The organism is Methanosarcina horonobensis HB-1 = JCM 15518, assembly GCF_000970285.1.
In the GTDB taxonomy this organism is placed as follows: domain Archaea; phylum Halobacteriota; class Methanosarcinia; order Methanosarcinales; family Methanosarcinaceae; genus Methanosarcina; species Methanosarcina horonobensis.
Genome location: NZ_CP009516.1, coordinates 4866671 through 4879738, shown reverse-complemented (window position 1 = coordinate 4879738; position 13068 = coordinate 4866671). Strand labels below are relative to the sequence as shown.

Annotated in this window: 13 protein-coding genes; 4 read left to right on the top strand and 9 right to left on the bottom strand. The window is 41.4% G+C overall.

The genetic code is table 11. From position 1 onward, the window contains the following. Window positions 1–14 precede the first annotated feature (14 nt). The gene (locus MSHOH_RS21240) at window positions 15–1076 is read left to right on the top strand and encodes a transposase (RefSeq protein WP_048142735.1); all 1062 of its coding nucleotides are present in this window, start codon (window positions 15–17) and stop codon (window positions 1074–1076) included. Window positions 1077–1213: 137 nt separating this feature from the next. On the opposite strand, the gene MSHOH_RS21235 is transcribed toward MSHOH_RS21240, so the two are convergent. Next, window positions 1214–1666, bottom strand: coding sequence for a deoxycytidylate deaminase (locus MSHOH_RS21235; RefSeq protein ID WP_048142732.1), 453 nt, complete (start codon window positions 1664–1666; stop codon window positions 1214–1216). Window positions 1667–2081: 415 nt separating this feature from the next. Here MSHOH_RS21235 and MSHOH_RS21230 point away from each other — a divergent pair, with 415 nt between their 5' ends. The 3 genes from MSHOH_RS21230 (at window position 2082) to MSHOH_RS21220 (ending at window position 5788) form a co-directional block, all read left to right on the top strand. Next, window positions 2082–2987, top strand: coding sequence for a protein translocase subunit SecF (locus tag MSHOH_RS21230; RefSeq protein WP_048142730.1), 906 nt, complete (start codon window positions 2082–2084; stop codon window positions 2985–2987). Then, on the top strand, window positions 2984–4699 hold the full coding sequence (locus MSHOH_RS21225; protein ID WP_048142729.1) for a preprotein translocase subunit SecD: 1716 nt from the start codon (window positions 2984–2986) through the stop codon (window positions 4697–4699). Before MSHOH_RS21230 ends, MSHOH_RS21225 begins: the two co-directional genes overlap by 4 nt. 66 nt (window positions 4700–4765) lie before the next feature. Next, on the top strand, window positions 4766–5788 hold the full coding sequence (locus MSHOH_RS21220; protein ID WP_048142727.1) for an AAA family ATPase: 1023 nt from the start codon (window positions 4766–4768) through the stop codon (window positions 5786–5788). Window positions 5789–6018: 230 nt separating this feature from the next. Here MSHOH_RS21220 and MSHOH_RS22425 read toward each other — a convergent pair whose 3' ends face one another. The 8 genes from MSHOH_RS22425 to MSHOH_RS21185 form a co-directional block, all read right to left on the bottom strand. Beyond that, entirely contained in the window at window positions 6019–7932 is a 1914-nt protein-coding gene (locus MSHOH_RS22425; RefSeq protein ID WP_162197673.1) for a S8 family serine peptidase, read from the bottom strand. A gap of 378 nt (window positions 7933–8310) precedes the next feature. Next, the gene (locus MSHOH_RS25450) at window positions 8311–8805 is read right to left on the bottom strand and encodes a hypothetical protein (protein WP_239451096.1); all 495 of its coding nucleotides are present in this window, start codon (window positions 8803–8805) and stop codon (window positions 8311–8313) included. Between the two features lie 44 nt (window positions 8806–8849). After that, a complete protein-coding gene (locus tag MSHOH_RS25445) occupies window positions 8850–9203 on the bottom strand; it encodes a hypothetical protein (RefSeq protein ID WP_239451094.1) in 354 nt (117 codons plus the stop codon). A gap of 361 nt (window positions 9204–9564) precedes the next feature. Continuing rightward, on the bottom strand, window positions 9565–9750 hold the full coding sequence (locus MSHOH_RS21205) for a hypothetical protein (protein ID WP_048142725.1): 186 nt from the start codon (window positions 9748–9750) through the stop codon (window positions 9565–9567). A 966-nt stretch (window positions 9751–10716) separates the two neighbouring features. Continuing rightward, window positions 10717–10962 carry a hypothetical protein gene (locus MSHOH_RS21200; RefSeq protein ID WP_048142724.1) on the bottom strand — a complete coding sequence of 82 codons (246 nt, stop codon included), beginning with the start codon at window positions 10960–10962 and terminating at the stop codon, window positions 10717–10719. Window positions 10963–11019: 57 nt separating this feature from the next. Beyond that, window positions 11020–11256: an efflux RND transporter permease subunit gene (locus MSHOH_RS21195; RefSeq protein ID WP_048142722.1), complete on the bottom strand. Its 237-nt coding sequence runs from the start codon at window positions 11254–11256 to the stop codon at window positions 11020–11022. A 13-nt stretch (window positions 11257–11269) separates the two neighbouring features. Further along, the gene (locus MSHOH_RS21190; protein WP_048142720.1) at window positions 11270–11539 is read right to left on the bottom strand and encodes a hypothetical protein; all 270 of its coding nucleotides are present in this window, start codon (window positions 11537–11539) and stop codon (window positions 11270–11272) included. Next, entirely contained in the window at window positions 11526–12932 is a 1407-nt protein-coding gene (locus tag MSHOH_RS21185; protein ID WP_048142718.1) for an APC family permease, read from the bottom strand. Before MSHOH_RS21185 ends, MSHOH_RS21190 begins: the two co-directional genes overlap by 14 nt. Window positions 12933–13068: the final 136 nt, after the last annotated feature.

The window sequence follows — 13068 nt, the reverse complement described above, 5'->3', positions numbered from 1 at the left end:
AAATTGCCGCTTTCATGTCTAAAAAAATTATGGTATATAAAGGAGTCCTCTTTGAGGACTCCTTCGAAAACTATCTGAGCAGAGAAAGTACCTCAATTTGCCAATTCCTGTACTTTCTCTGCCTTGACGATATTGCAAAGCACGTCGAACGTACTTTTTATACCAACAAAAGCTGGCACTTTAAATACAGTGTTTCTTCTATGATAAAATTGTTTATTGTGAAATGTTTCAGGAAACTTTCGTATGATAAAACTATTTCTTCTTTAACAGAAGAAGAAGCTATTTTGCTCTCTTTTTTTGATGAAAACTGTCAGATAAAACTTCCTTCAGGTGGAACTCTTCATCATTTTGTGAAGTATAGGCTTGGAGAAGAGGGAATCAATGAAATCATGATGTTGCTAGGTGAAAAAATTCTCAAACTCTCATCAGAAAAGGAAGCTAAGATTGATTCTACCCCACTTGAAGCTTCAAGATACGATAAGCATGTTGATTATAACCCTCATTATGAATGCAAAATGGATAAGGCTCACATTACAATGGTTGGAACTTACCCTGTGTTTATGACCCATACAAATGGTCTTGTAGCTGATTCTCCAGAACTTATCAAACACATAGAAGCTTTGCAAAAAATGGATGATAATATAGAATCATATTCAGCAGATGGAGGTTATGACTCCTTCCTGAATCATGCGTATATATGGTTCCATCTTAGCGCAAAACCAGTCATCTCTTACGCATCAAATGCTGTTATTAATAGTGAAGGAGAAATCGAAAGAATAGATCACTGGGTCAATAAGTTGTGGAAAAAAGGAGGAGACATAAACGCAAAAACGGAAGATAAACTTAGGTTCCTGTATCAGAATGGAAGAATGATACAGGTTGGGATGTATCTGAGAAATCAGAACATCAGAGATAATTCGTTTAAAGAACTATACAAAAAGAGAGCTGAATGCGAAAAGATACATGGTCATATTAAGGATACAGTAAAATTCGATGTAAGAAGAGTAAGAAAGCAGAGTAGAAAAATGTATTCACTCCTAAACTTCGTTGCATATCAACTTTTGGTGCTTACATAATTACAAAACAAAGTTCAAAATAGAAATTCATTTGGAGGATATTTTTAAAGAAAAGAATTGTCAAATTAGATCAGGGATTTTAAGAGCTAATTTGAGATCCTTATAATTACATATAGCTTGGCAGGGTATTCAATATTTCAGTTCAAAGGAATATATTCGACTTCCACGCCTGCGCTTCTGAAGAAAACAAGGGAATCGGTGTCAGGATAAGGTATTGAGTATACTACCCTTTTGATATTTGAGTTTATAATCATTTTTGCGCACAGAATACATGGCTGGTGCGTGCAGTAAATGGTTGCTCCGGCAATGCTCACCCCGTGGATTGCAGCCTGAATGATGGCGTTCTGCTCAGCATGTACTGCTCTGCATTTCTCATGCCGCGTGCCTGAAGGAATTTTTTCAAGGTCCCGGATGCACCCGATGTCAAGGCAGTGCTCCATACCACTTGGGGCTCCGTTATATCCGGTTGAAAGAATGCGTTTATCCCGGACGATCACTGCCCCTACGTTATTCCGGAGGCAGGTCGCCCGTTTGCCTACCACAAAGGCTATTTCAAGGAAGTATTCGTCAAGGGAGGGTCTTTCTGTCATTATTTTTAATGAACAGTAAATGGTATATATAGCTATAACGTTAAAACTTGTATCACTTCTATCAATTAATTTTAAATGAGTGAATTAACGCTATATAGAGAAAGAGTTGTTTTTCGAGGAATAATTAATATAATCTATAGAATATAGAACCGAAACTAGAACTGAAATGAATCAACTTATTGACACTATAAGGAATGTGGAAATTTTTTCTCCAGAACCAGAGTTCGAAAAATACTTAAAAAAACTTCTAATCTCAGGTTACCGGGAACTTTACGGACTATGAAGTCCTTGTGGTTCTGGTGTAAACATTTACACTTTCAAACTATGAGTCTGAATGTTTTCTGGATTGTAAGTCCGGACAAAAAACTCGGATAAGTTCAAAAAAAATAGATACATTCATCCGGAGTATTTAATTATGGCAACAGGTTTGACCGATCTTTTAGATAATTTCGTGAAAAATCACGATAATCGCCAGTTGCTGGCAATCCCTCTTGCAGTACTCGCACTCTCTTTAGCTGTACTGCTAGTTTCCTTTGCAAGCAGCGGGTCGCCGGTAATCCTGGGAATGGAGTTCCAGGGCGGTACCCAGATTTCGGTAGAAACAACCGATTCTCCCGCTGTGCTTGAAGAAATGTACTCCTCTTACCCTATCACTGATGCCCGGCAAGCCGGAAGCAGGGTTATCATGCAGTTCGGGATTATGGACAATGAAAAACAGCGACAGCTTGAAGACGATGTAATGAGCCGCTATTCCAGTGTAGAAATCAAGCAGATAGGGCCTGTTTACGGCCAGGAACTGCAGGTTCAGGCTCTTCAGGCTCTTTTTATATCCTTTATAGGAATGTCAATTGTAGTCTTCCTGATTTTCCGGAGCGCTGTACCTTCTTTTGCAGTTGTGCTCTCTGCCCTTTCGGACATTACAATTGCCGCTGCTTTCATGCGAGTTGCAGGGATTGAACTTTCACTTGGAACGGTTGCAGCCCTGCTTATGCTCATCGGTTATTCCGTAGATAGTGACATTTTGCTAACAAACAGGGTACTCAAACGAAGGGGCCTGGTAGAAGAAAAGGTCTCAAGGGCAATGCAGACCGGTATCACCATGACCACGACAACTCTTGCGGCCCTTGTAGTCATGTATGTGGTTTCAACTTTCCCTTATCTGGTAATTCCATCATTCACACAGATTACCCTGCTTTCGCAAATTTCAATTGTATTGATAGTGGGACTTGTTGCGGATATTATGAATACATGGCTTCTTAATACCGGTATTCTGCGGTGGTATGCGATGAAACCCGAATTCAGGGGGAGGTATAACAGATGAGCGATAAAAAAAGTCTATTTAAAAATGTAAGAGTTATCATCTTCATACTTGCCCTGCTTGCTTCGATTGTGCTTATCCATCCGGGTTACACCCCCGGTGAAGGGATAACAACTAACCTGAACTACGGGCTTGACCTTGAAGGTGGTTCCTGGCTTCAGATCAAATTAGAGGGAGCTCTTGTCCAGGTAGATGCTGATCCAGGAATGATAGTCAGTCAAATGGTAGAACCTGTCATTGGGGCCCCTATCCAGATCACAGATAGCAACCTGGGTGTCGGTGGAGTGAGCCAGTCCGAAAGTTCAATCACATTCACAACATCCGCTCCGGTTAGTACATCGCAACTTGAGCTTCTGGAGCTTGGCACTGTAAGCGTTGATAAGCTGAGCCAGAACACAACACAGGTGACTATCGCTACAACTAAAGAAGCCCTTATCAAGGCTTACCTTGCACAGGCCTTTGATGCGGAAGTGCTTCCCATCCGTACCGAAGACGGTGTTGTCTATGAGATCAGGGCTGAAGCTTCAGAAGAAGAGGTTGAAACCCTTATGGAGAAGGTCGGAGGGACAATCCTTAGAAACGAAGACGGAACTTTGACTTATAGAGAGGGAGTCAGTACCGATACAAGGGACCTGACTCGAGATATTCTAAATGACAAACTAAACTCTCTTGGCTTGAAGGATATTCCTGTCAGGACTGTTGGAGAAGACTATATTCTTATTGATTTTGCAGGCATTGACCTTGCAACTGCAAAAGATATTGCTGAGAAGCCCGGAAAATTCGAGATCCGCATACAGACAACAGGAAATGAGACCCAGCACATCCTTTACGGTGACTCCGTTGAAAGTGTGGGGATTCCGACTTACCACGATAACCAGTGGCATGCTCCATTTACCCTGAGTGAAGAAGGAGCCCGTGCTCTCCAGAAAATCGCAATTGAGACCGGAGCTACGGATAATCCGGACGCCCACTACCTGAACATGTATCTGGATGAAAACAAAATCTACGGGGCTCCTCTTAGCTATTCGGCAGCTGCCAGGCTGAAAGAAACTCCTATCTATTCCTGGGAAGCTTCTACAGGCACTGACGAGGAAGCAAGGGCTGAAGCCGAGCAGCTCCAGATTCACCTCAGGGCAGGAGCTCTACCTGTAAACGTGGTGCTCGTAGGTTCGGGACATGTTGATGCATCTCTTGGTGAACAGTTTAAGTCCGAAGCCGTGATCGCAGGCCTTCTTTCCTTAATAGCAGTTGCTGCAGTTGTTTTCCGCAGGTACAGGAGACCGGAAATCCTGGTCCCAATGGTCGGGACTTCCATTAGTGAAGTTATCATGATTCTTGGAGTTGCAGCAGCTATCGGCTGGCAGATGGATCTTGCAGCAATTGCAGGTATTATTGCTGCGATTGGAACAGGTATTGACCACCTTGTAATCATTACAGATGAGGTGCTTTACGAAGGCAAGCTCCCGCCAACAAAGGTCTTCCTTTCAAGGATCGGGAAAGCCTTCGCAATCATCTTCGGGGCGGCCGCCACAACAATCATTGCCATGTCTCCTCTGGTGGTCATGGGCTTCGGAGCCCTGAAGGGATTTGCCATCACCACTATTATTGGAGTTTTCATTGGTGTGGTTATTGCAAGACCTGTTTACGGTGTGGTTATCAAGGAACTGCTTGAGACAAACGAAAACGGGGCTCAGGCAGGCGACTTTGCTGAGTAATGCCGGAAAAAGATAAAAGTCCTGAAAACAACTGAATATTCAAAAGCTGAAAAATAGGTGGAATCAATGCAGGATCTCTGGACTCTAAAATACAGAGCAGATACCCTTGAAGGACTGCTCGGAAACGAACATGCCGTAAAAACACTTTCCGAACTGGTTCAGTCCAGGACTCTTCCCCACCTCATTTTTTACGGCCCTGAAAATTCAGGAAAAACAACATCTTCTCTTGCTCTTGCCAGGCAGCTCTACGGAGATACCTGGAAGAACAATTTTGCATACTTTAATGCCTCGGACTTTTTCGATCAGGGAAAACGCTATCTTGTAAGGGACCGACGTTTTATCCGCTTCATCGGGACTGATGACCCGAAAAAAATCTATAAAAGCGTGATCGATATTTTTAAGGAGATCATTAATGAGTACGCCGGAATGGCTCCCCTGGACGCTGATTACAAGATAATTTATATTGATAATGCAGAGTCCCTGAGCTCAGATGCTCAGCACGCTCTCAGGCGGATCATGGAAAAGTACAGTTCAACCTGCAGGTTTATTCTTTCCACTACAAGACCTTCGAAACTCATTTCTCCCCTTCGTTCAAGGGGCCTTCAGGTCTTTTTTGCCTATGTTTCGGATTCTGTCCTGAAACCCTATCTTGAGAGAATTGTTCTTGCTGAAAAACTGAATCTCTCAAGCAGGGCAGTTGATGCTATTCTTTATCTCGCTAAAGGGAATGTTGCAAGAGCTGTTCAGACCCTCCAGCTTGCTGCCCTGAAAGAAGGCGCTGAAATCACGGAAGAAATCGTCTTTGAAGCTACTATGAAAGGTAGGGACGAAATTGTGGATTCACTGCTTGAGGCTGCTCTTGCAGGGGACTTCTTGAGAGGTCGCCAGCTTATAGACGAAATGATTATTGAAAAAGGGTTTTCAGGAATCGATATCCTTGAAGGGCTTACCGAAGCTCTTATAGATTCGGGAGAAACCGATAAGGATGTTGCGCGTCTTATCGTGAAAATCTCAGAAACCGATGCGAGACTTACAGATGCTACCAGTGAGAGGATCCAGCTCGAAGAACTGATTTCCACATTTTCCTGATTTATTTTAGAAATCAGCCAGCTTTAATTTAGAAATCAGTCAATCGTCTGAGCCATAAGGCGAAGAAACTTAGGGAGGGGTAGTTCACGAAAAATACTGTATTCCAGTACTTTAACTCAAAAAAGTTGGCTGACATTCTTTAAATGATTGTAGCAGAAGTTATTGAATTTGATCAATAGCTCCCATACTACTCTGTCGCTTTAATTTTTTATTATTTTTTCAATAATTGTTTATTTTCTTTTCGAAACTATAATATATTTGGACTTTTCCTCCACGTCCATTCCATCTGCATTCTTTACTGTTAAGCTGACGGTGTATTTTCCTGGTTTCTTATACGCGTGTGCAGGATTCGCATCTGTTGAATATGTCTTGTCCCCAAAATCCCAGCTCCATTCTATTGCATTTTCTGATAGGTCTGTAAATTGTACGGTAAGGGGAGCATAACCGTTGGTTATATTGCTGCTGAAATCCGCTACAGGAAGTAATCCTTGCTCTAAAACAGTTATTGTGGCAAATTTTGAATCTGCACCGTTTTCATTGGTTGCAATCAGGTTAACCGTATAGGTTCCTGGGGCTGCATACAAATGAATCGGGTTCTGAAGGCTTGAGTCTATTATACCGTCACTCTCAAAATCCCAGCTTAAAGAAACTGCATTTTGAGATAGGTCAGTAAACTGAACAGGAAGAGGAGCATAACCATTGGTCACATTGCTGTTGAAGTTCGCTACAGGAAGGATCGGTTTCTCTTCTTTGAAGAATACTGCTTCATATGCATCTACCCGGCCTGAGCCATACTCGTTATCCTTTCCTGCCGGCCCGAGATCCACAGCTGTACTTTCTAAGATCTGCTTTATCTCAGATGGCCTGAGGGCAGGATTTTTTTCCAGCATTAAAGCTACAGTACCGGAGACATGTGGAGTAGCCATTGAAGTCCCGCTTGCAACCTTATAGGAACCGCCCGGATATGCTGACTCGACATCTACTCCGGGCGCGGAAACATCAGGTTTAATGTAATTCTGCCCGTAAAGATCGACAGGACCGCGGCTGCTAAAATCCGCTACAGTATCAGAAGAATCAGTTGCGCCAACAGTCGTAGAATTGATTTCATCACCTGGGCACTCTATTGTATAAGAGTTCATCCCGGAGTTGCCAGCAGCCACAACGGGAATTACACCTGCTGCCACAAGGTTATCTACGGCAACTGTGAATGGAGAATAATGACGTAATCCCCCACAACTATAATTTATAACACGAGCACCGTTATTCGCTGCCCACTCAAACGCAAGAATGACATTGGACGCACGACCCGAACCGGATTCATCAAGCACTTTTGCTGCAATTAAATTTGTACCCGGCGCAACTCCGATGTGCAACCCGTTAGCACCGGTCCCTGAGATAGTTCCTGCAACATGAGTGCCGTGCCCATAATCATCATAAGGAGAGTTATTTCCATTTATGTAGTCAATCCAGTCCACGACCTTTGGATCATTTGTACCCGGATTATCATCAAGATCGTCAAGATCGGGATGCTGCACATCAATACCGGAATCCACAACAGCAACGACAACTCTTTTTTCAGTTATACCCTGCTGCCATACTGCCGGCGCTCCAATCTTATCGACTCCCCATGCATTATTTTGCACGACATCTGATGTTTCTATTTCTTTTACAAAGAATCCCTGGCCTTCTGCTATGGAAACAGCTTCGTCAAGCTCGATTATCGAAACTTCGGGTCTCTCAGTAAGGGAAGCTATCACATCCGGCGTTACATTAGCTGCAACAGCGTTAACAATTTTGATGGATTTGATTTTTTGTGCTTTTTTACTAGATTCGGCATCCTTAAGAAAGTTTGTTAGATTTTTCTGCTCGTTCTCGATTTGAGATTTCCCTTTTACAATATTAAATGGAATACCCTGCTTTTTCAATAGAATAATTACAGGAATTTGCTCAGTTGCTGAAGTTTCAGCAATTTTTAGAGATAGCGTTGTTGATATCTTACTGCCTGTACCAGTTTTGTCAGATATATTTGTGTTCTCAGCTAATGCCGTAAATGGGAACAACGATAACAATATTATACAGCTTATGCTTAGTAATTCCATCCTTGTCTTTTTTGAAAATTTTCCGACCTTTTTCCGCATGTTCATTACACTCCATTTTAAGGTATTCTTTACCTGATTTTCAGTAGACATCCTCAAAAAATGGCATTCTCTTCTATCTAAAAATATACATACAAAGTTACAGATTAGTAGTTAAAAATAACACTAATTGGTCATTTAGTGTCACTAGAGAACGCAAATAATTGTATTCAGAAAATATTAAACTTCAGACAAATCTGCGGAAAGTAAGCTCTTCAGCTACTATTTTTATTTCAAAATTCGGTGTCTATAGAAATATGCGTATAAATTCTAAGTATCGGGTTCTGTAATGTCTTTTTCATCTTTAGATTGATCATCGCAATTAAGTGAAACTACACAATAGCCAGGTAATGAAAATTTCACAGAAACCTGGCCAATTTAAGGACTTTATTCAACTTCTGTGTAGCTGGGAGTTTCGTTTACATTGTCAGATGTTTCATCAGCATAAAAATCTAAAAAATATTGAGTACTCAATACATTAAGAGTATGATCCCCCCATGGTACTTCCTGTCCCATAATAGCCCTGACTTTCACATAGCCTGTGTCATTAACTTTTGCTGCTAGTAAATTATTGTACCTACCTCTGTATTTTTCAGGCCACTCATTGGGATCATTATTTGCACTCAAATAGACAAAGAAAGACACATTTTCTCCTCCTTTTAGATTATCGCTTAAATAGACGTAGGTATCATATGTCGGATTTGAGGTATACTTAGTGTATTCTCCATAAGGGACCGAAGAAATATTAGATAGACTTTCAACAGGGAACAACATCGGGCTTCCATTATTTATGGGATCAAAAATATCGAAATAGTCTGCAACGAAACTAACACCATAATTAATATCTTTGAGCCTGGTTTCGTTTGTTCTGAATCCAAGCATATAGCCTTCATCTGTTTCTGCAATAAAAGGTATCCAGTTTCCTATTATCTCCCGTTGATCATCAAAAATTTCGATTGCGTTTTCAAAATAGGGACCTTTGCGGTCCTCTTCAGGCCAGTTATTGATTTCATGCCATAACTTCTGGGTAAAATAAGAGTCTTTCTGAGCGGGGGAGTAAAAAATTTTCCTTCCTTAGATGCTGGTATAGGAACCATTATCACGGTAGTTCCCTGCACTTCCTTTCCTGAAAGACCTGTCACTTTAACATCGCAGCCACAGAGATATCTTTGACCTGGCTCCCTCCAATCTACTTGGTCCATGTAAAGAGTATAGACAAATATGGTCATAATTAGAAGAGTAAAAAAGATAGGAATGAGCAATAGATTTCTTTTTCTCACTTTTATCCCGCTTTGCTTATTTATAAGATTGAAGAATTATTTTCACGTACTGTACAAGTTCTATATTGTACTCTTTGTCTTCAGGAGAACGCCTTTTGTGATCGAATAACATTAGAGTCCGATTTCAAAAATAACTGGACGATAATATACTGCTTCTTGTCAGGTTTATACCTAGGAACCTGTTACGTTGCCAGACCTATTGTTGGACAGCCTATCCACTTATTAATATTCGATTCATTAATATAACTCCATAATGTCAATGGCGTTTAAAAAAATAGAAAGAATGGAAACTAATTTTTCAACCTGTAAGTAGGATGGAATCCTTGTTTTTAGTTTCCAATATCTGCTTTTAATTACGTACCTATATAATTTGCCAGACCTGCATTATATTTTGCTGTTTCTTGCAAACAAACGTTTCAACCTCACTGTCAAAGGAATTGTTTTCATCTGTCTTTTCGGCCTTTGCACTTGCTGCTGGCACAAGCGTTATGCTCACCAGCAGCATTGCCAAAATTAATATTCCTATTCCAAACTTTTTCTTAATCATTCTACATCCTCTAGTCCCCAGGAGGCAAAATCAGGTAAGCCAAACTAAGCCTTAAGTATACGCAAAGCTAACTTAATTATGCCTCCTAGGGCAGTGTTGGAGTTCGTCATGACATTGGAAAGCACATTTTGAACTCCACACTTCACTTTCTGAGGACTCTTTATAAACTTTCTGTGTAAATTCTCAAACTAATTATTTTTCATACTCTTTGCATACTCTTTTCAAATTAATGACTACTCTCTGATCTTTAATTGTTAGAGGATTTGGCCGTAAAACTTATATAATCATAAATACCGCAAAATTTTCCAATATTTAATAAAAAAGAAACACATAAAAATATATAAACTTTTACGTCTATATTTGAAGAAACTTCCTTAAATATAGACATTTATATCTTATATATTCGGAAATATGGTAAAAAATATCTTATGGACAATATGTTACTAATCTAAAGTTAAATTTTTAAATTAAAGTCTTTTTCTAACTTATTTATTGAGAAAAAGAAGAATCTAACTGAAAAAAGTAAAACTTGCCAAATTTAGATCACAACATTTTAGGAATGAAAATACGTTTAATCTTGAATATTTCATTGTAGGAAATTAAAATTGGCTTTAAATATAATCCTATAATCCTGATTGAAATTTTTTGTTTTCACTTCAATTTGTTTTGGACGTGAGAATCTTCTTTTTATATCTTTCCCTTTTTGAAATTCTTCTTTTAGCATATTATATAAGTACTTCTATTAGTTATCCTTTTCAAATAACAAACTATATATACAATATTTGTTTAACTGGGATTATTAAAGCAAATTATATATAGGATTAGTTTTTTATCTTTTATTGTAAACGAACCGGAAGCTCATGCTTCTCAGGAGTTAAGGGGCTTGAGTATACTTTCTAGACGAGGTACGGACCTGAGATTTCAGGATGCATCCCTGATGGTGTCACTGTACTTCTAAAAGAAGGTTCAAAGCCTGTACTCCCACGAGTAGAAGCCGTCGGGTTTTCTGGAAAAATCCACAAAAAAATCCCTCCATTGCTCCCTGAATAACTCCCTCTTTTCAGGGAGACCATGCTCATGCGGCAGAAATGAACTATGGCTGCTAAAAAACGAAATCTTCTGTCGTATTCTAAGGATTTCAAAAATTATTGTCTGCCCGATTTTTCTCTTCAGGCAGACATCCAGTTTAACATTTCTTGAAGTTTCTTTCAATATTTTTAGCTTCGCAGTCTTTCAATATTTTCAGTTTCTTTCAGCTTTTTCAATCTCTCAGTACCTGTAATGCTTTACCGAATGATACAGGATCACTACAAAGAAAGCAATTATTACAAGCAAGAAACTGAAGAAACCTACCGGGTCCCAGACAAAGCCTATTCCTGCTCCTCCTTCTTCCCAGGAAACGAGTACAGCTCCCTGGAGTACTGTGGGAATAACCACACAGGCGAAGGCAAGAACGAAAATAAACACAATATCAAAGATCTCTGTAACGATGTTCTTCTGTGCCATGTCTTCTGCCTCCTCAATCGTAGTACTTGAACTCGAACATGTGGTTTTTGATGGATTCCCTTACTCTCAGGCACCCGATAGTCTCAATCAAAAAGATCAGTCCGAGAAAGATTACGTAGAGGTAGAAGAAACCGGAAGCGATCTCCCAGGTTTCGGAGAGGATTTTGTATATTATGAATCCTTCCACGCCTACAAGCAAAGCAAGCATTCCTACAACGAGAATCGTGTCCCCGTTGAGTTTGCTGTGATATTTGCTTTCCAGTGCCTGGTTATTCGTCTCCAACGCCCATCGCCTCCTTTCCTATTCTTCTATTTTCCGAGCCATTGGGTAAGGGCCAGCCCATTTCAGCCCAGTTGTTCTCTATGTTTGAACTCTTGTGCCTGTGGCTGAAGTAGAAGTATGCAATGCCGTAGAACACAAAGGCAAAGATCAGGTTATACTTGTAGCCCCAGAACAGCGTTGAAAGAATCGTAATTGCGATTGCGATTGCAAAGTAAGCAATATACGGCTGAAGAGGGCCCACAAAAGGCCTGATCCTGCTTGTGCTCTGCGGGAATAGATTCCTGAAACGAATCAGGGAGAAAGGAATCAGCACGTAACAGAGCAGCCCCGAGACAATGGAGAAGGTAATTACCTGGTCAAGGAAACCGCTGAATGCAAAGCCTATTGCAACAGGCATCGTAAAAATCACTGCCCTGTATGGGGTATTGTACTTCGGGTGCACTGCCGAGAACCAGGAAGACACATAATTGTCTCTGGAAAGGGCAAACCACGAGCGTGAAGAGTCGCAGACGCAGCCGTTTGCACTGGCAACGCAGGTCAGGAATGTTCCTAATCCGAGCAGGGCAATAAAGATAAAGATCCCGCTGTTCTGTGCAGCTTCAAAAAGCGGATACACGGAAACTCCGAGCAGGTCCGCTGGAATCAGCACTGAGCACAGATAGAGGGTCATTGCCGCTCCTATAAGCAGGGTTATCATCCCGGCCTGCTGTCCGAGAGGCACTGCCCTTGACGGGTGTTTGCACTCTTCGGCGCACATTGCAGCCCCTTCTATACCTAAATAGAACCACGGCCCGAATTGCAGGGCTGCAAAGAGGCCTATCATGCCGTTTGGCAGGGCCCCCTGGAAAAGGTACTCAGGGTGGATGTTCACTCCTCCAAAGGCGGTTGCGAAGAAGAAGATCACTATTGCGATGAAAGCGATCATGGTCAGGACAAAGTTCAGGGTTAATGCCGCAACTACGCCACGGTAATTAATGAAGGTCAGAAGAGCAATAACAAGCAGAGTCACAGGAAAAACCTGCAGCTCAGGGAAGATGCTCTGTGCAATAAATGCAACAACAATAGCATCTGCCGCTTCAAGGGCTATGTATTCCATATAAACTGCAAGCCCTACACTGGCAGCTGCTCCGGGCCCGACAAAAAGTCTTGCCCAGTCATACGGCCCTCCCGCAAGTTTGGTTGCTGACCCGAGTTCACTGGCACAGAGGGAGATTATGACATACATTGTTCCTGCAACCAGCATGGCAAGCAGGGAACCCAGAACTCCTCCTTTTGCGACAGTAAAGTTCCATCCCATGTACTCTCCGACCAGCACGATTCCTACTCCGAGAGCCCATACATGGAAGGGCCGCAGAGTCTTTACCAGGCAGGCAGCTTCATGGTTTTCAGACACGCCATATCAACCCCTTCTTTTTGAAACCCTGCTGGCGTCCAGTAAAACCCAAGCCATTAGCCCGAAAGCCAGAAGATATATTAGTCCGTTTATAACAGTCCAGATATCCATTTTTCATATCCCCTCTTTTTAAATA